The 18,592-nt window shown below is 64.6% G+C and carries 12 protein-coding genes; 8 read left to right on the top strand and 4 right to left on the bottom strand.

What is annotated here, in order from left to right; all coding sequences use genetic code 11:
* Positions 1 to 542 precede the first annotated feature (542 nt).
* The 3 genes from leuA to I5R65_RS17115 all read left to right on the top strand — a co-directional run bounded on the left by leuA (position 543) and on the right by I5R65_RS17115 (position 5,697).
* Positions 543 to 2,246 (top strand): 2-isopropylmalate synthase, encoded by a 1,704-nt coding sequence (gene leuA, locus I5R65_RS17125; protein ID WP_180669039.1) that lies wholly within the window; start codon positions 543 to 545, stop codon positions 2,244 to 2,246.
* Between the two features lie 269 nt (positions 2,247 to 2,515).
* On the top strand, positions 2,516 to 3,724 hold the full coding sequence (locus tag I5R65_RS17120) for an NnrS family protein (protein WP_180669038.1): 1,209 nt from the start codon (positions 2,516 to 2,518) through the stop codon (positions 3,722 to 3,724).
* Positions 3,725 to 3,948: 224 nt separating this feature from the next.
* Entirely contained in the window at positions 3,949 to 5,697 is a 1,749-nt protein-coding gene (locus tag I5R65_RS17115) for a methyl-accepting chemotaxis protein (protein WP_180669037.1), read from the top strand.
* Between the two features lie 17 nt (positions 5,698 to 5,714).
* Here I5R65_RS17115 and egtB read toward each other — a convergent pair whose 3' ends face one another.
* Together egtB and egtD are read right to left on the bottom strand one after the other, a co-directional pair.
* On the bottom strand, positions 5,715 to 7,040 hold the full coding sequence (egtB, locus tag I5R65_RS17110) for an ergothioneine biosynthesis protein EgtB (protein ID WP_180669104.1): 1,326 nt from the start codon (positions 7,038 to 7,040) through the stop codon (positions 5,715 to 5,717).
* An 88-nt stretch (positions 7,041 to 7,128) separates the two neighbouring features.
* A complete protein-coding gene (gene egtD, locus I5R65_RS17105; protein ID WP_180669036.1) occupies positions 7,129 to 8,148 on the bottom strand; it encodes an L-histidine N(alpha)-methyltransferase in 1,020 nt (339 codons plus the stop codon).
* A gap of 335 nt (positions 8,149 to 8,483) precedes the next feature.
* On the opposite strand from egtD, the gene I5R65_RS17100 reads away from it, so the two are divergent.
* Both I5R65_RS17100 and I5R65_RS17095 read left to right on the top strand, forming a co-directional pair.
* The gene (locus tag I5R65_RS17100; RefSeq protein WP_180669035.1) at positions 8,484 to 10,373 is read left to right on the top strand and encodes an ABC transporter transmembrane domain-containing protein; all 1,890 of its coding nucleotides are present in this window, start codon (positions 8,484 to 8,486) and stop codon (positions 10,371 to 10,373) included.
* 79 nt (positions 10,374 to 10,452) lie between these two features.
* On the top strand, positions 10,453 to 11,571 hold the full coding sequence (locus tag I5R65_RS17095; RefSeq protein ID WP_180669034.1) for an NADH:flavin oxidoreductase/NADH oxidase: 1,119 nt from the start codon (positions 10,453 to 10,455) through the stop codon (positions 11,569 to 11,571).
* Positions 11,572 to 11,667: 96 nt separating this feature from the next.
* On the opposite strand, the gene I5R65_RS17090 is transcribed toward I5R65_RS17095, so the two are convergent.
* The gene (locus tag I5R65_RS17090) at positions 11,668 to 12,309 is read right to left on the bottom strand and encodes a DedA family protein (protein ID WP_039876006.1); all 642 of its coding nucleotides are present in this window, start codon (positions 12,307 to 12,309) and stop codon (positions 11,668 to 11,670) included.
* 124 nt (positions 12,310 to 12,433) lie between these two features.
* Entirely contained in the window at positions 12,434 to 13,138 is a 705-nt protein-coding gene (locus I5R65_RS17085) for a GntR family transcriptional regulator (RefSeq protein WP_180669033.1), read from the bottom strand.
* A gap of 600 nt (positions 13,139 to 13,738) precedes the next feature.
* On the opposite strand from I5R65_RS17085, the gene I5R65_RS17080 reads away from it, so the two are divergent.
* From I5R65_RS17080 to I5R65_RS17070, 3 genes are all read left to right on the top strand, one after another.
* Positions 13,739 to 15,040: an ABC transporter substrate-binding protein gene (locus I5R65_RS17080; RefSeq protein ID WP_180669032.1), complete on the top strand. Its 1,302-nt coding sequence runs from the start codon at positions 13,739 to 13,741 to the stop codon at positions 15,038 to 15,040.
* A 100-nt stretch (positions 15,041 to 15,140) separates the two neighbouring features.
* The gene (locus tag I5R65_RS17075; RefSeq protein ID WP_180669031.1) at positions 15,141 to 16,016 is read left to right on the top strand and encodes a branched-chain amino acid ABC transporter permease; all 876 of its coding nucleotides are present in this window, start codon (positions 15,141 to 15,143) and stop codon (positions 16,014 to 16,016) included.
* A gap of 28 nt (positions 16,017 to 16,044) precedes the next feature.
* A complete protein-coding gene (locus I5R65_RS17070) occupies positions 16,045 to 18,567 on the top strand; it encodes a branched-chain amino acid ABC transporter ATP-binding protein/permease (RefSeq protein WP_180669030.1) in 2,523 nt (840 codons plus the stop codon).
* Positions 18,568 to 18,592 lie beyond the last annotated feature (25 nt).

Raw genomic sequence — 18,592 nt, 5'->3', positions numbered from 1 at the left:
CGATTGTAGCAACAAACTTATTGCAGTCCGGCAGTGTTTTACTCGGCTTTTCTTCATCCCAGACAGATAGCGCTTGACAAGCCTGCGGCCAATCTTCTACATTGCTCGGATGACTTCCGCAGCAATCTTCTTCCTACGCCACAACAGCGCCAGCGCCCCGCTAGCGTTGCTACCGGTGTCGCTACTACTAGCCTCGCGCTAAAATCCGCAGTTCCTGCCGCTCCCGCTGATTCCACGCGATCCGGCAAACCAATCAAACCCAGCAACACCGGCAGTAAAACCAGGCAGTGACGCGCAAGCTGTACCGCGCCGACGTCACAGCCGCATCAGGCGAAGCGATCATGCATTCGAACACCAGGACCATCCACACTCCGCGCCGGCAAGCATGCCAGCCGACCTGCGCGCGGCGGGAGATGCCGCCTCTGGCTCTATGACGGGTTGCCTGGCCACGCGCCCGTGGCAGCCAGGCAACCCGATCCGCCACATCTGACGCATTGAAGCATTTCCGCATTCCACGCATTCTTCAGACTTAGAGGTCCATCATGATGTTGAACAACCCCGCCGCCAAATACCGCCCCTTCCCCGCCATCGACCTGCCGGATCGCACCTGGCCCAGCAAGGTGATCGACACCCCGCCGATCTGGATGAGCACCGACCTGCGCGATGGCAACCAGGCCCTGATCGAACCGATGAACGCCGAGCGCAAGCTGCGCTTCTTCGAACTGCTGTTGAAGACTGGCCTGAAGGAAATCGAAGTGGGCTTCCCCTCGGCCTCGCAGACCGATTTCGATTTCGTGCGCAAGCTGATCGAAGAAAACCGCATCCCCGACGACGTCACCATCATCGTGCTGACCCAGTCGCGTGAAGAACTGATCCGCCGCACCGTGGAATCGCTGGAAGGTGCCAAGAAGGCCATCGTCCACCTGTACAACTCGGTGGCACCGGCCTTCCGCAAGATCGTCTTCAACATGTCGCGTGACGAGATCAAGAACATCGCCGTCACCGGCACCAGGCTGGTCAAGGAACTGACCGATGCGCGTCCCGGTACCGAATGGCGCTTCGAGTATTCGCCGGAATCCTTCAGCACCACCGAACTGGACTTCTCCAAGGACATCTGCGACGCCGTCTGCGAAACCTGGGGCGCCACGCCCGAGCGCAAGATCATCCTGAACCTGCCCTCCACCGTCGAGTGCGCCACGCCCAACGTCTACGCCGACCAGATCGAATGGATGTGCCGCAACCTGAAGGATCGTGCCAGCACCATCATCTCGGTGCACCCGCACAATGATCGCGGCACCGCCGTGGCCTCGGCCGAGCTGGCCGTGATGGCCGGCGCCGATCGCGTCGAAGGCTGCCTGTTCGGCAACGGCGAGCGCACCGGCAACGTCGACCTGGTCACGTTGGCACTGAATCTGTATACGCAGGGCGTCAACCCGGGCCTGGACTTCTCCGACATCGACGTGGTGCGCCAGGTGGTAGAAGAATGCAACCAGATCCCGGTGCACCCGCGTCACCCGTATGTGGGCGACCTGGTCTTCACCGCTTTCTCCGGCTCGCACCAGGATGCGATCAAGAAGGGCTTCGCCAAGCAACAACCCGACGCCATCTGGGAAGTGCCCTACCTGCCGATCGACCCGGCCGACCTGGGTCGCAGCTACGACGCGGTCATCCGCGTCAACAGCCAGTCCGGCAAGGGTGGCATGGCCTACCTGCTGGAACAGGAATACGGCCTGGCCCTGCCGCGCCGCCTGCAGATCGAGTTCTCGCGCGCCATCCAGCGCGAGGCCGATGCCACCGGCAAGGAAATCAACGCCGCCGACATCCATGCCATCTTCCAGCGTGAATACCTGGAACGCGTCGAGCCCTATGTCTATCGTGCGCATCGCATGTCGGAAGATACTTCCCGGGCCGAGTCGATCAACATCGAAGTCGACATCGTGCGCAATGGCCAGCCGGTCACCGTACGTGGCAGCGGCAACGGTCCCATCGATGCCTTCGTGCATGCCCTGGGCCTGGACATCAAGCTGATGGACTTCCATGAACACGCCATCGGCGCCGGTGCCGACGCCAAGGCAGCCAGCTACATCGAGCTGCGCCTGAATGAAGCCCCGACCGGCTTCGGCGTTGGCATCGATGCCAACATCGTCACCGCTTCCTTCAAGGCCGTGCTGTCTGCCGTGAACCGCCAGATCGCCATCAGCGAGAGCGCCAACCAGGCCGGCTCCTCGCAAGCCAAGGCTGCCTGAAAACGGAACAGCGCCGGCGATCCCGGCCTGTTTCCGCGAGCGTAACGCTTCCAGCGCCGACCTACAGGTCGGCGTTGTTTCGTCTGGCCTCCCTGTTCAGGCATCTCTTTCTCCATCCCACCGCGAGTTCTCTCCGCATGCGGCACATTGCCGTGGCAAAGCATCCCGCCTTTGTTTCATCGCAAAGGCAAGTCTGACCTGCCGTCCTAGAATGTTCCGCTCATGCCGACGCACATCCACGCCGTCGGCCTCCACCCTTGGAACACTCCATGATCCAGATCAGCGTCCGCTCATCGACCTCCACATCGTCCAAGCCTGGTCCCGCAGACACGCCGCCCGCGCTGTTCTCACTGGGATTCCGGCCCTTCTTCCTGGCCGGCAGCCTGTGGGCGGCGCTGTGCATGGTGCTGTGGATCGGCATCCTGCACGGTCATCTGGTCCTGCCCACCCATTTCGACGCCCTGAACTGGCACATCCACGAGATGCTGTTCGGCTGGATCATGGCCGCCATTGCCGGCTTCCTGCTCACTGCCATCCCCAACTGGACCGGCCGCGCTCCGTTACGTGGCGGCGTGCTCGCGATACTGGCAGGCCTGTGGTTGCTGGGCCGGGTGGTGGGGACCGTTTCCGCGCTGCTGCCACTGTGGCTGGCAGCACTGGCCGAACTGCTGTTTCCGCTGGCCCTGTGCACCGTGGCCTGGCGCGACATCATCGCCGCCCGTAACCGTCGCAACCTGCCCATGCCGATGCCGGTGGCGCTACTGGCCGTGGCCGATCTGCTGATGTACCTGCGTGCCGGCGGCGTGGACCTGCCCCCAGGCCTGGACTGGCGCCTGGCACTGGTGGCGGTCTGCATCCTGATGTCGGTGATCGGCGCGCGTATCATTCCCGCCTTTACGCGCAACTGGCTGACGGCACGTCGCAGCCCGGTACAAGTGAACAGCGATCGCTGGCTCGACATTGCCGCCACCGCCAGCCTGCATGCAACCCTGCTGGCCTGGGCCTGCCTGCCGCGAGCTAGCGCCGTCGGTGGACTGCTGCTGGTGGCGGCGACGCTGAACCTGGCACGCCTCGCTCGCTGGCGCGGCGACGCCACCCTGGCCGAACCCTTGCTGGCCGTGCTGCATCTGGGCTATCTCTGGCTGATCGCTGGTGTATCCCTGCTGGGTCTGAGCCTGCTCGGCCTGCCGATGCTGGAAATCGGCGCCATCCATGCGCTCACCGCCGGTGCCATGGGCAGCATGGTGCTGGGGGTGATGACGCGGGTGTCGCTGGGTCACACCGGTCGCGCCCTGCGCGCCGACCGCAGCACAGTCGCCATCTATGCCAGCATCAGTGCAGCGGCCGGCTGTCGCATTGCGGCAACGTTCTTCTCCAGCAACTGGCTGCTGAGCCTGTCCGCCCTCTGCTGGACGCTGGCCTTCCTGCTGTTCGTGCTACGCTACGCGGCTGTCCTGAGTCAGCCCCGCGTTGCCTGAGGTCAGCAGCACCGACCCGCTGCAAGACCGCGTCCCCCCGCACGGACTTGCAGCATGACTGACCAGCGAGCCAATGTTGCCGCGAGGACAGATATTCCCTCATGAATTTACGTGATGGGAAGGTTCTCGTTTCACGTAACTGGCTTATTATCTTCCACTAGTCGTCACACCAGTTCTTTTGCATTAGCAAACAAGTCGCAATCACATTTTTCGGGGGGAAAATAATGCGCTTCAGCAACCTCAGCATTACCACACGCTTGGCCTTCGCCTTTTCAATCCTGATCCTGGTGATCGCCGCCATCGTCACCCTGGGTCTGATACGGCTGGGAGACATCAACAAGGCACTCGATCTGGTGGTCAACGACCGCTACAAGAAGATCGCCCTCATCAACACCATCTCCGGCAAGATCGACGACGTCGCCATCGCCGTGCGCAACCAGTTGCTGACCAGCAGTCCGGAGCAGGCAGCGCGGGAACAGAAGGTCGTGAACGATCTCTCGTTGCAGGTCACGGCACACCTGAAGGAACTCGACGGGGTGCTGATCAACCCCGCGGCCCGCGCACAGCTTGCCAATGTCATGAAGGCGCGTGACGAATATGCAGCCCAGCGCAGGGAAGTCGAAGCGCTGAACGCCAAGGGCCAGCGTGACGCCGCCATCGAACTGCTCATCACCAAGGTCGGCGCATTGCAGAAGGCCTACTTCGGCGAACTGGACAACCTGGCCGATACCCAGCAGAAGATGATGGACCAGTCAGTCATCGATGCCGAATCCGCCTACAACACCACACGGTTGATCATGCTGGTCTCCGGCCTGGTGTCGGCGCTGTTCGCCGCTTCCATCGCCTGGACCATTTCGCGCAGCATCACCCGACCGCTCAACCGTGCCGTCGAAGTGGCCGAGACCGTCGCCGCCGGCGACCTGACCGCCGTCATCGCCGCGCACTCCACCGACGAAACCGGCCGCCTGCTACAAGCGCTGGCGGCGATGAACCAGAAACTCAAGGCCATCGTGCTCGAAGTGCGACGCGGCACCGACTCCATGGTCACCGCCTCGACCCAGATCGCCACCGGCAACCTGGACCTCTCATCGCGCACCGAGGAGCAGGCCAGCGCCCTGGAAGAAACCGCCTCTTCGCTGGAACAACTGACCTCCAGCGTCAAGCAGAACGCCGATCACACCCGCAAATCCAGCGACCTCGCCAGCAACGCCACGCAAGTGGCCAACCAGGGCGGCCAGGCCGTCAAGCAGGTGGTGCAGACCATGGGCGCCATCAACGATTCCTCGCGCAAGATCGTCGACATCATCTCCGTCATCGACGGCATCGCCTTCCAGACCAACATCCTGGCGCTCAATGCCGCCGTGGAAGCGGCCCGTGCCGGCGAGCAGGGCCGTGGCTTCGCCGTGGTGGCCTCCGAAGTGCGCGGACTGGCCCAGCGCTCGGCCACCGCCGCCAAGGAAATCAAGGAACTGATCAACGATTCGGTCAGCCAGGTCACGTCGGGGACCGAACTGGTAGCGCAGGCTGGCAGCACCATGGATGAGGTGGTCCACAGCATCGAGCAGGTCAGCCACATCGTCGGGGAAATCTCGGCCGCCACACGCGAACAGAGCGACGGCATCGAACAGGTCAACCAGGCCATCATGCAGATGGACAACACCACCCAGCAGAATGCCGCCCTGGTGGAAGAGGCGGCCGCCGCCTCGCAGGCGCTGCAGGATCAGGCCCAGCGTCTGCTGGACCTGGTCAGCGTGTTCCGTCTTGATGAGAAGGGCGCAGCGCCGGAAATGCGCAGTGTCCAGGCAACTGCGATGCGCAAGACGCCGCCGATGGCCGTGGCACCCGCTGCAAGCCCCGCCAAGGCCCTGCCGGCCCGCCCTGCCACAGCAGCAGCACCTGCCGCCTCAGCCACCCGACCGGCCTTGCCCGCCAGCCGCAAGGAAGAAAAATCGGACGAGTGGGAGACCTTCTAAGCGCGTCTCCAGCGGCCTCAGGCCTGGCGCGCCAGCCTGATGCCGCTGACCTGCCAGCGTGCCGTGGCGGGGAAGAAATTGCGGTAGGTCAGCCGCGCATGATTGAGCGGCGTGGCCGATGACGACCCGCGCAACACGTACTGGTTGACCATGAACTTGCCGTTGTACTCGCCTACCGCGCCGGGTGCCGCCGCAAAGCCGGGATAGGGGGCATAGCTGCTGCTGGTCCACTGCCAGGCCACACCGAAGAACTCGCGCCCCTGGCCCTGCAGGCAGGCCGCCGCGTGCTCCCACTCGGCTTCCGTGAGCAGTCGCGCGCCGGCCCAGCGGGCATAGGCGTCGGCTTCGTAGTACGACAGGTGCACGGCCGCACGATGCGGTTGCAGCGGTTGCAGCCCATACTCGGTGAACTCACGCCATCGCCCGTCTCCGGCGGGACGCCAATAGAGCGGATGACTCAGGCCCTGCTGCTTCTTCCACTCCCATCCCTCGGACAACCACAAGCTCGCGTCCTCATAGCCGCCTGCCTCGACAAAGGCCAGGTACTCGGCGTTGTCGACCAAACGCGAAGCGCACTGGTAGGTCTCGACGAACTGGCGATGACGCGGCGTCTCGTTATCGAAGCAGAAGCCGCTGCCGACATGACCGATCTCCACCACGCCGGCATCGATCCGATGCCATTGCAATTCCAGCGCCACCGGGTCGCTCAACTGCATGCTGGCCGGCAGCGGCTGGTAGGCCGGCTGTAGCGGATTCATCGACAGCAGGACCTTGATGTCGGTCAGCATCAGCTCCTGGTGTTGCTGCTCATGCTGCATGCCCAGTTCCAGCAGGGTCAGGAAATCTTCCAGCTGCGCCTGCTGCATACAGGCCTCAGTGTCGCTGCCACCGGCCTCCAGCGCGTCGATCAGCAACAGCATGCGTTCGTCCACGTGGGCCCGATAGGCCATCACATCCTCCAGCGCCGGACGGGTCAGCAACCCACGCTGCGGACGCGGGAATTTTTCCCCCACGCCTTCATAGTAGGAATTGAAGAGCATGCGGAACTGCGGATGGAAAGGCGCAAACCCGCTCTGGAAGCGCTCCAGCAGGAAAGTCTCGAAGAACCAGGTGGTATGCGCCAGATGCCACTTGATCGGGCTGGCATCGGGCATGGCCTGCACGCAGCAATCCTCGGCCGACAAGGGTGCGGCGATCAGCTGGGACTGCCGCCGCACGCGCCGGTAACGATCGCCCAGCTTTTCGCGGGGACGATGATTGAGTTGCTGGACCGCCGCGTCGATCACGGCATCGATGGTGGCCGCCGTGGCGGGCGCCTCGGATTCCGGCGCGACCTGGCGCATGGTCTGGTCCGGGGTGATGAGCACTGTCGGCATCCACTCTCCTGCAAAAAATGAGCTTGAAATCGAGGGCATAAACTCGACGCGCCGTTCAACGCGCCTGTGCGTAACACACCGCAAACCAGCGGCGTGCGTCGAACCACATCCGGCAGCCACCGAAACCGGCCTGCTCCAGCAGGCCCAGGATGTCCTGCTTGCTGAACTTGTGGCTGTATTCGGTATGGATGCGCTCGCCCTGATGGAAGGTGCGGCGCGCACCGGGCCAGCGCACGATGAGGTCGCGCCTGGCCTCCAGGTGCATTTCGATGCGCTGGCAACGGCCATTGTAGAAGGCCACATGGCGCCAGTCGCGTGCGTTGAAATCGGCACCGATGAGCTCGTTGACATGCTTGAGCACGTTCAGGTTGAATGCCGCCGTCACGCCCAGAGCATCGTCATAGGCGGCCTCCAGCACATGCGTGTCCTTGACCAGATCCAGCCCGATCAGGAGGCCTCCATCCCCGCTCGGCAGCGCCGCCCGTACGCGACGCAGGAAGGCCAGCGCCTGCTGCGGATCGAAATTGCCCAGCGACGAACCAGGGTAGAAGAACAGCCGTCGTTGCGCATCCACTTCCGGCGGCAGCGTCAGCGTCGAGGAAAAATCCATCGCCAGCGGCTGCATCGGAATATCCGGGAAACGGCGCTGCAAACCCTGCACCGACTGGTGCAGGAAGTCGGTCGAAATATCCACCGGCACATACTGCCGCGGCTGCAGCGCCCCGAACAGCGACGCCGCCTTGGCGCAGTTGCCGGCGCCCAGATCGATCAGGGTGCAGCCGGTACCGACTGCCGCCGCCATGGCGTCCTGATGGGTGGCATAGATGGCCGCCTCGGTACGGGTCGGATAATACTCGGGGAGATCGCAGATGGCTTCGAACAGCTTGCTGCCCAAGGCATCGTAGAAATACTTGGGCGAGATATACGCTTCGCGGGCGCTGAGCCCGGCCACCAGTTCGGCGCCGGGCTCGCTACAGTGCCCGGTACTGGCTTCAGCACGGGGCTGCCGGTGGTCGGCACGAATATCAGAATCGGAGCTATCCCAGCAGGTGGGGATCAGTGCGGGTTGGGCCAAGCGTATCTCCTTGCCAATGACGGTGGGTGGATGCTGCTTCTCTGCGGATGGGCGCTACCGGCTTGGTTACTGTAACAGGCCGGGGCGGTCAGGCAATGGCTGACGGACAACTTTGCGATACACTTTATCAGGTCGTCCGGGGCTGCCGGGGCTATCCTCGGGGCTGTCCCGGGACTGTTTATACTGATGCCTGTTCCGACTAGGGCGCAGCGCGGTGGTTCAACGCGGCAATGAGATTTTCGCCCCGCCCACCGACGTAGCCCGATGGCAACAGGATCGTTGCCGACGGTCCCAACCGTTATCCTTCCAGCGTGCTGGCCCCTAACCCCTGATCCATGTCCATGTCTTCCACGCCGCCGCCTTCGCTCACCCATTCCGCACACCCGCCCCAGTCCGCTGACACCGACCCCGACACCAGCAATGCCAGCGCCACGGCGCGCAAGTCGGCGCTGGCGGCGCTGCGCGGCCTGCTGCCTTTTCTCGCTCCCTACAAGAAGCAGTTCCTGCTGGCCGGCCTGGCCTTGCTGGTGGCCGCTGCGGCGACCCTGGCGGTGCCCTACGCCTTCAAGCAGATGATCGATCTGGGTTTCGGAGCGGCCGGCCCAGGTGCGGCCGGCTCAGGTGCGGCCGGCAGCGCCGCTCACATCAATCTCTATTTCCTGGCCCTGTTCGGCGTGGCCTGCGTGCTGGGCGTGGCCACCGCCCTGCGCTTCTACATGGTGTCGTGGCTGGGTGAACGCGTTACGGCCGACCTGCGCAGCGCCGTCTATGCCCACGTGGTCACGCAAAGCCCGGAGTTCTTCGAGACCACCAAGACCGGTGAAGTGCTCTCGCGCCTGACCACCGACACCACCCTGATCCAGACCCTGGTCGGCACCAGCATCTCGATGGCCCTGCGCAACATCCTGCTGTTCCTGGGTGGCATGAGCATGCTCTTCATCACCAGCGCCCGGCTGACCTCGATCATCATCGTCATGCTGGCCGCCGTGGTCCTGCCCATCGTGTTCTACGGCCGCCGCGTGCGCAAGCTTTCCCGCGCCTCCCAGGATCGCGTGGCCGACGCCTCGGCCATGGCCGGCGAAATCCTCAATGCCATGCCCACGGTACAGGCCTTCACCCATGAGGAAATCGAAGCGCGCCGCTTCGGACAGTCGGTGGAGCGCGCCTTCGAAACCGCCATGGAGCGTATCCGCGCCCGCTCGCTGCTGACGGTGGTGGCCATCCTGCTGGTGTTCGGCGCCATCGTCTTCGTGCTGTGGCTGGGCGCGCATGCGGTCATGCGTGGCAGCATGAGCGGCGGCGAACTCGGCCAGTTCATCCTCTATGCCTCGCTGGTGGCGGGCTCCCTGGGCGCACTCTCGGAAGTGATGGGCGACACCCAGCGCGCCGCCGGCGCCACCGAGCGCCTGCTCGACCTGCTGGCTGCACACTCACCGGTGCAGTCGGTGCTGCTGCCGGAAAAACTGCCACCGCGCACCGCCAACGGCGCAGCCCTGCAGATCGCCGAGCTCGACTTCCACTATCCTTCGCGCCCGGAGCATGCCTCGCTCACGGGGTTTTCGCTCGATGTGCGGCCAGGTGAAACGGTCGCCGTGGTCGGCCCTTCCGGCGCGGGCAAGACCACGCTGTTCCAGCTACTGTTGCGCTTCTACGATCCCCAGCACGGCAGCATCCGCCTCGATGGCGTGGACATCCGCTACCTGACCCTGCAGGATCTGCGCAACGCCATCGGCATCGTGCCGCAGGACACCGTGATCTTCTCGGCCAATGCCATGGAAAACATCCGCTTCGGCCGGCCCGGCGCCAGCGATGCCGAAGTGATCGCCGCCGCCCAGATGGCCGCCGCCCACGAATTCATCGAACGCCTGCCGCAGGGCTATCAGTGCTTCCTGGGGGAACGCGGCGTGCGCCTGTCCGGTGGCCAGCGCCAGCGCATCGCCATCGCACGCGCACTGTTGAAGAACCCGCCGCTGCTGTTGCTGGACGAGGCCACCAGCGCCCTCGACGCCGAATCCGAACGTCTGGTGCAAAGCGCGCTGGAAGCCGCCATGGTGGGGCGCACCACCCTGGTCATCGCGCACCGCCTGGCCACGGTGCAGCGCGCCGACCGCATCATCGTGCTGGAGCACGGCCGTATCGTCGAAACCGGCACCCATGCCGAACTGGTGGCCCGCGACGGTCTCTACGCCAGCCTGGCGGCGCTGCAGTTCGAGACGGGGCAATAGCCAGGCGGTGGCCGACGCGAAATCCTGAAATCCCCTAGACTGCGCATTTCGTTCGCCATCGACATGACAGGAGTTCCGCATGAGTAGCCAATTGTTTTCGCCGCTGAGCCTGCGCGGCATCACCCTACCCAACCGCATCGCGGTCTCGCCGATGTGCCAGTATTCGGCCGAGGATGGCTTCGTCAACGACTGGCACCTGGTGCACCTGGGCAGCCGCGCCGTGGGTGGCGCCGGCTTGGTGATCATGGAAGCCACGGCGGTGGTCGCTGAAGGCCGCATCACCGCGGCCGACCTCGGTATCTGGAAGGACGAGCACATCGCCCCCCTGCGCCGCATCACCCGCTTCATCGAACAACAAGGCGCGGTGCCGGGCGTGCAACTGGCGCACGCCGGCCGCAAGGCCAGCTCCCTGCGACCCTGGGACGGCCCGGCCGGCAGTGTTGCCGTGGCCGAGGGCGGCTGGCTGCCGCGGGCACCGTCCGCGCTGGCCTTCGACACCAGCTACACCGAACCGCAGGCACTCGGCATCGAGGACATTGCCGCCCTGGTGCAGGCCTTCGCCGATGCAGCCCGACGCGCCCATGCGGCCGGCTTCAAGCTGATCGAACTGCACGGCGCCCATGGCTACCTGGGCCACCAGTTCCTGTCCCCGCTGAGCAATCGTCGCAGCGATCACTATGGCGGCTCCTTCGAGAACCGCATCCGCTTCCTGCTGGAAACCGTACGCGCCACCCGTGCCGTCTGGCCGGACGAGCTGCCGCTGCTGGTACGCCTGTCGGCCACCGACTGGGCCGAAGGCGGCTGGACGCCGGACGACACCGTGGCCCTGGCGGCCCGCCTGCGCGAACTGGGCGTGGACCTGGTGGACGTGTCCAGTGGCGGCAACCTGCCATCGGCACCGATCCCGGTCGGCCCCGGCTACCAGACCGGCTTTGCCGCCCGCGTCAAGGCAGAGGCCGGTATCGCCACCGGTACCGTGGGCATGATCACCGACGCCATCCAGGCCGAACACGTGCTGCGCACCGGCCAGGCCGACCTGGTGCTGCTGGCGCGCGAACTGCTGCGCGACCCCTACTGGCCCATGCACGCAGCACAGCAATTGCGTGAAGACATCGCCTGGCCGCCGCAATACGTGCGCGCCGCCTCCAGCAAGACACCGCTGCGACCGGATGTGCAGTACGGGCGCAGCGCCGACTGAAATTTCCTGTGGATAGAAAGAAAAATGCTGCCCGGTCGGATATCGACCGGGCAGCATTTTTTGTGAGACGCCGAAGCTGGGTCTGCGTACCGCAGATCAGCCCGGACGACGCTTGTGGCGGATGTATTCGATGATCCCCGGCAGGATGGACAGGATCACGATGACCACGATCAACAGGCTCAGGTTCTGCTTCACGATGGGCAGGTTGCCGAAGAAGTAGCCGGCATAGCCGAAGCTGGCCACCCAGGCGATGCCGCCGATGACGTTGTAGAGGAAGAAGCGCGGATAGGTCATCGCGCCCACGCCGGCCACGAAGGGGGCGAAGGTACGCACGATGGGCGCGAAGCGGGCAATGATGATGGCCTTGCCACCGTGCTTTTCGAAGAAGGCGTGGGTCTTGTCCAGGTACTCCTTCTTGAAGATGCGTGAATTGGGCTTGTCGAACACCTTGATGCCCAGCATCTTGCCGATCTGGTAGTTGGTGCTGTCCCCCAGGATGGCGGCCACGATCAGGGTCAGCAGCATCAGGTGGATATCGTAGGCACCGGTGGCGGCCAGCGCGCCGGTGACGAACAGCAGTGAATCGCCGGGCAGGATGGGGGTGACCACCAGGCCGGTTTCACAGAAGATGATCAGGAACAGGATCAGGAACAACCAGGGTCCGTAGGAAGCGGCCAGCTCGGCCAGGTGACGGTCGATGTGGACGATGAAATCGACCAGGAACAAGAGAATATCCATAAAGCCTGCAAGGGAAGTGGCGGAAAGTGGCATTGTACCAACAGCCCGGGCCACCTCCGCCAAATTTGATGCAGCGCCGCATGCGCCCCGGTTTCCTCCCGATCAACGCCCCCTGCGCGGCGCTTCAGTCCGGCAGGCCATCGCCGGCCAGGATCATCTCGGCCGCGCTCAACAGGTCACCCTGCAGCCCCTTGCGTGCCTTTTGCGGCGAGGCCTCGCGCAGGCCTTCCAGCAGGATCGCATGATGCTTTATGGCCGGCGCCTCGGCCAGGCGGCGCGAACCGGCGCGCAGGTCGAGGTTGATCACCGGGCCTACCTGCAGCCACAGTCCGGCAATCAGGTCCACCAGGGTCGGCATGCCCGAACCCTGATAGGCGGCGAAATGCAGTTCCTTGTTCAGGCGGATGATCACATCGACGTTGGGCTTCTTGCGCTGCATTTCCACCGACAGGGTTTCGTGCAGGCGGGCGACTTCATCGAGCCCCTCCGGACTGATGTGGCTGGCCGCGTGTTCCACCGCCAGGCCCTCCAGCGCCAGCCGTATCTTGAGCAGTTCGCTGAACTTGCCCTTGGTCATCAACGGCACGCGCATGGCGCGGTTGGGCAGGATTTCCAGCGCCCCTTCCGCGGCCAGTTGACGCACTGCCTCGCGCACCGGCATGGGGCTGGTCCCCAGCGCATCGGCCAGGCCCTTGAGCGTGAGCTTCTGGCCGGGCCGCACCTGGCCGGCCTGGATCAGTTCGCACAGGTCCTGGTAGACCCGCTCGGACAGCGTGGCGTGCTGGATCTTGCGCACGGTGGAGAGGTCGGCGATCAGGGTCGGGTCCATGGCGATAGATGAAAATTTTTTGCGGATTATAGCGGAGCACTCCGGCATTGCCTCAGGACGCGCCCCTCATTGCTGACGAATGCTGCCCGGGCCTGGCGCAAACAGCCATCAGGCAGCTGCCTGCAGGAGGGCGGCGGCCATCCTGCCCTCCCGTCAGCCGTTTCGCTGCCTGCGCGACCGGTTGACGCTACCGATTCTATCGAATACATTTGATCACATGTCAAATAAATGACATCGGCAGAACAAAAAATCGGATCAGCGCGGTGCCACCCCACAGCCAACAGTCTTGCGGCTGTGGCCGGCCCGCAGCGGTGACGGCCACCAGGAGACAGTTGCACCGGATGCACGCACAGCGCAGACAACAGCGCCTGCGTCATCTATCCCCTCGTGAGGACAGGCTTGCCTGCCCTGCCCGCTCGCCGCTGCACACCTCGCCCATCTCCGGTTCTCTGCGCTGGCCCACCCGGCCCATGCGCATGTTGCTGCGAAGACGACCGACGGCCGCCATCCCAGTCCACCGCCCCGGTCACCCTGCCCGACACAAAGAACGCAGTTCCCAGGAGACACCGGCACCCGCCGGATATTTAGGAGGATCGCACCATGGAGCAAGACCAGAGCACGTCCGGCAACACTGCAAGCAACAGCACCAACGCCAGCCCCGCCTCTCCTCGCCGCCGCCGCATCCTGCAGGCCGGCGTGGCCGCCATCGCGGGCAGCTCCACGCTCGGCTTCCCGGCCATCGTGCGCGCCCAGTCCGACAAGATCATCATCGGCCACCTGACGCCACGCACGGGCTTTCTCGGTCCCATGGGCGAATACGCGGTCATGAGCATCAACCTGGCCGTGGAAGAACAGAACAAGGCCGGCGGCCTGCTGGGGCGCCAGCTCACACTGCTCTCGGAAGACTCGGTCAATCCGCCCACCGCCTCCTCCAAGGCACAGCGCCTGCTGGAGCGCGATGGCGCGGTGCTGCTGATCGGCGAGATTTCCTCGGCCTCGGCGCTGGGCATCGCCCAGGTCGCCCAGCGCAACAAGAAGCTCTTCATGAACACCGGTTGCAACTCCGACGAACTGCGCGGCAAGAGCTGCAACAAGTTCATGTTCCACATCGAGGCGGCCAACTCCACCTACGTCAAGGCCTGTGGCCAGCAACTGCTGCAGAACGGCCTGATCAAGGGCAAGAAGCTGTATGCCCTGACCGCCGACTATGCCTTCGGCCATGACCTGCTGCGCACCGCCAAGGTATTCGTCGGCGCCAATGGCGGCACGATTGCCAACGATGAACTGGTGCCCACCGACGCCACCGACTTCAGCCCCTACCTGCTCAAGATCCGCCAGGCCAAGCCGGACCTGGTGATCTCCAACCTGGCCGGCAACCAGATCACCAACTTCATCAAGCAGTATTCCGAATTCGGCCTGCCCTTCCCCATCGCCGGTTTCGGCTTCGATACCGTGGCGGCCTGGGGTGCCGGCGCGGACAACTTCGCCGGCACCTGGCCCACCACCTGGCACCACGATGTCGACAGTCCTTCCTCCAAGGCCTTCGTGGCGGCCTTCATCAAGAAGTACGGCAAGCCGCCCGAGAACCAGGCCTGGGGCGAATACGTGGGCTTCCGCTCGGTCGCCCAGGCGATCGCCGAGACCAAGTCGCTGGACACCATGAAACTGATCGACTACTTCGAAAAGGGTGCGCAGATCGACATCCTCAAGGGCCGCAAGGGCGTCTATCGCGACTGGGACCACCAGCTGATGCAGGAGATGTACACCCTCTCGCCCAAACCCAAGGGCCGCGCCAAGGACCAGTGGGACTTCCTGCAACTGGGCGCGGCCGTGCCGGGACCGAACGCACCGCTGGATTCGATCGCCCCGACCATGCAGGAAAACGCCTGCAAGTTCGCCTGAGCGCCCTCGCTTCCACGCTGCGCTACCGAGCGGCCATGCCTGACACCCCGGCATGGCCGCCGGTCGCCCCACTTTCGCCAGACCTCGGGCCGGAGTTGCAATGCAAATCGTTTTCCTGCTGGAACAAATCCTCAACGGATTGCTGGTCGGCGGCTATTACCTGCTGATCGCGCTGGGGCTGTCGCTGATCTTCAGCCTGGGCGGCATCGTCAACCTGGCGCACGGCGCCTTCTATGCCATCGGCGCCTATCTCGCCGTGGAGATCACCAAGCACCTGGGATTCACCGGTGCGGTCTTCATCTCGCCACTGCTGGTGGCGCTGCTGGGCATCCTGTTCGAACGCTTCCTGCTACGCCGTTTCTATTCGGCCGATCCCATCCTGGGACTCTTGCTGACCTTCGGCCTGTCGATGGTGGCGGAACAGCTGATCCGTATCCTGTGGGGCGCTTCGCCGCTACCCGCCTCGATCCCGGCGGCCTTCAAGGGCCAGGTCATGGTGGGTGACTTCATGTACTCGCGCTACCGCCTGCTGATGCTGGCCATCGTGATCGTGGCGCTGACGCTGATCTGGCTGCTGCTCAACAAGACCTCCTTCGGCCGCGTGGTGCGTGCCGGTGTGCAGAAGCCCGACATGGTGGCGGTACTGGGCATCCGCCTGCAGCCCTACATGACGGCCATCGTCATGCTGGGCGTCGGCCTGGCCGCGCTGGCCGGGGTGCTGTTCGCGCCGATCTCGGGGGTGCAGCCGGCCATGGGCGCCGAGATCATGACGGCTGCCTTCGTGGTAGTGGTCATCGGCGGCCTGGGCAGCTTCTGGGGTGTGGTGCTGGCCGCCGTGCTGGTGGGCGTGGTACGCGGCATCACCATCCAGTTCTATGCCCCGGCCGGCGAGGCCTCGATGTACCTGCTGATGCTGCTGGTATTGATCTTCCGTCCGCGCGGCCTGTTGGGCGAGCGCATCGAACGCTTCGAATGAGACCGCGGCCATGAACCCTATGCTCTCCATGAATCCGAAACACCAATCCCTGTGGATCGGCGCTGCCGCGCTGGTCATCACGCCCCTGCTGCTGCCATTGCTGGGCCTGACCACCACCTCGGCCACCGACGTGGTCATCTATGCCATCGCCGCCATGGGCTTGAACCTGCTGGTGGGCTATACCGGCCTGACCTCGTTCGGTCACGGCGCCTGGTTCGGGGTGGGCGCCTATGCAGCCGCGCTGTCGCAGAAATACTGGTTCCCCGGCCAGATCGTGCTGCCGCTGCTGTTCACCGTCGCCTTCATCGCGGTTTGCGCGGCACTGGTGGGCTTTTTGATCCTGCGCCGGCGCGGCGTGTATTTCTCGCTGCTGACGTTGGCGCTGTCCGCGCTGACCTTCGCGGTAGCCTTCCGCTGGACCGACTTCACCGGCGGTGAATCCGGACTGGGCGGCATCGTGCGGCCGGTGGTTGCCGGCATCGACCTGGACCAGTCGCTGGCCTACCTGGTCTTCGTCAGCCTGATCGCCTTCGCCGTGCTCTACTGCCTGCACCGGCTGATCCGCTCGCCGTTCGGCCACACCATCGTCGCCATCCGCGAAAATGAGCAGCGGGCGCGCTTCCAGGGTTACGCCACCATCGTCTACAAACTGCAGATGTTCATCATCTCGGCCACCGTCACCGGCCTGGCCGGTGCTCTGCTGGCCTTCCACCATCGTTTCGCCTCGGCCGAACCGACCTCGGTGGCCTTCTCCGGCGAACTGCTGGCAATGGTGGTGATCGGTGGCATGCGCAGCTTCCTCGGGCCGGCGCTGGGCGCGTTGTTCTACATCCTGTTCCGCGAATGCCTGTCGATCTGGACCGAGAACTGGCTGCTCTGGTTTGGTCTGGCCTTCGTCGGTTTCATTCTGTTCTCGCCGACCGGGCTGGTCGGCATCTGGCGCCAGCTGCAGCGTCGCCTCAAGCCACCGGCCGAAGTGGGCGCTGCGATGAGCGCACGCCAGATCGTCGATGGCCTGCCACTGCCGGACTTCCTGCAACCGCCGCCCCGGCAGGGCGTGGTACTGGAAGCCCGCGACATCGAAATCCGCTTCGGCGGCATCCAGGCCGTCAAGAATGCGCAGATCGCGCTGCATGCAGGTGAAATCCACGCCCTGATCGGTCCCAACGGCGCCGGCAAGACCACCACCTTCAACCTGATCTCCGGCATGTTCGCCCCACATGGCGGCAGCGTGCTACTCAACGGCCAGCCCATCCACGGCCTGCCGCCCAGCGAGATTTGCCAGCGCGGTCTGGCGCGCTCATTCCAGATCACCAATCTCTTCAAGGGCCTGTCGATCTACGAAAACCTGCGGCTGTCGCTGCAGGCCCGGCATGCGGCACGCTACAACATGTGGCGCGATATCGACAGCTATCCCGAGATCCATGCCGAGACCGCCGAACTGATGCGCTTCCTCGGCCTCAAGGGCATCGACGAGATCGAAGGCGGCGCCCTCTCCTACGGCGGGCAACGGCTGGTGGACCTGGGCATCGCCCTGGGCTCCAAGCCCCAGGTGCTGCTGATGGACGAACCCCTGGCCGGCCTGGCCGCGGCCGAACGTGAACGGGTCTCGCGGCTGGTGCAGATCATCGCCGCCAACATCCCGGTGCTGATCGTGGAACACGACATCGACCGCGTGCTGGGTTTCTCGCACCAGGTCACCGTGATGAACCAGGGCAGCGTACTGATGGCCGGCACACCCGAACAGGCCCGCGCCGACCAGCGCGTGCAGGAAATCTACACCGGTCACGGCACCCCGCCGGTCACTGGTCGCAGCAGCGTCGATGCGCAGGAACGGGCGCAGTTGCTGGCCTTCGAAGGTGTCAATGCCTACTACGGCAAGAGCCACATCCTCAATGACGCCAGCCTGGAAGTCCGGCAGGGCGAGATCGTTGCCCTGCTGGGCCGCAACGGCGCCGGCAAGTCCACCCTGCTCAAGACCCTCACCGGCCTGCTGCGCCCGGCCTCCGGCACCATCCGCTATGACGGTCGCGACATCGCCGGACTGTCCGCCCCCGACATCGCCCGCCTGGGCATCGGCTACGTGCCGCAAGGGCGCGGCCTGTTCGCCGGCATGACGGTAGCCGAGAACCTGGCGCTGGGCCGACTGGCGCGCAAGAACGACAGCAGCAACGGCGTGGCCTGGAGTGAAGAAAAGATCTTGCAATACTTCCCGCGCCTGAAGGAACGTCTGCACACCCACGCCGATTTCCTCTCCGGTGGTGAACAACAGATGGTGGCGGTGGCCCGGGCGCTGTCGGGCAACGTCAAGCTGCTGTTGTTGGACGAGCCCTTCGAAGGCCTGGCCCCGGCCGTGGTGCAGGAACTGTTCACCGTCTTCGACCAGTTGCGACGCGAGGTCTCCATCGTCATCGTCGAACACAACCTGGATCTGGTGCTGGCCCTGGCCGACCGCGTCTTCGCCCTGGAGCGCGGCGCCGTCTTCCACACCGGACCGGCCGAACCGCTGCTGACCGACCTGGCCTATCGCAAGAAAATCCTCTGGCTCTGAGCCAGCACTCTCCCCTCCCCGCAAC

It is taken from the genome of Herbaspirillum sp. AP02 (assembly GCF_015767275.1).
Taxonomy (GTDB): Bacteria; Pseudomonadota; Gammaproteobacteria; order Burkholderiales; family Burkholderiaceae_D; genus Herbaspirillum.
This window is presented reverse-complemented; position numbering and strand designations above follow the sequence as displayed.

Bases quoted from the DNA above. Each gene is read 5' to 3' on its own strand.
- I5R65_RS17075 (WP_180669031.1), top strand. From the start codon at position 15,141: ATGCAAATCGTTTTCCTGCTGGAACAAATCCTCAACGGATTGCTGGTC.
- egtB (WP_180669104.1), bottom strand. From the start codon at position 7,040: ATGCGCCAGGTCGCGCCGGAATCCGAGGCGCCCGCCACGGCGGCCACC.
- I5R65_RS17080 (WP_180669032.1), top strand. From the start codon at position 13,739: ATGGAGCAAGACCAGAGCACGTCCGGCAACACTGCAAGCAACAGCACC.
- I5R65_RS17100 (WP_180669035.1), top strand. From the start codon at position 8,484: ATGTCCATGTCTTCCACGCCGCCGCCTTCGCTCACCCATTCCGCACAC.
- leuA (WP_180669039.1), top strand. From the start codon at position 543: ATGATGTTGAACAACCCCGCCGCCAAATACCGCCCCTTCCCCGCCATC.
- I5R65_RS17070 (WP_180669030.1), top strand. From the start codon at position 16,045: ATGAATCCGAAACACCAATCCCTGTGGATCGGCGCTGCCGCGCTGGTC.
- I5R65_RS17115 (WP_180669037.1), top strand. From the start codon at position 3,949: ATGCGCTTCAGCAACCTCAGCATTACCACACGCTTGGCCTTCGCCTTT.
- I5R65_RS17085 (WP_180669033.1), bottom strand. From the start codon at position 13,138: ATGGACCCGACCCTGATCGCCGACCTCTCCACCGTGCGCAAGATCCAG.
- I5R65_RS17120 (WP_180669038.1), top strand. From the start codon at position 2,516: ATGATCCAGATCAGCGTCCGCTCATCGACCTCCACATCGTCCAAGCCT.
- I5R65_RS17090 (WP_039876006.1), bottom strand. From the start codon at position 12,309: ATGGATATTCTCTTGTTCCTGGTCGATTTCATCGTCCACATCGACCGT.
- I5R65_RS17095 (WP_180669034.1), top strand. From the start codon at position 10,453: ATGAGTAGCCAATTGTTTTCGCCGCTGAGCCTGCGCGGCATCACCCTA.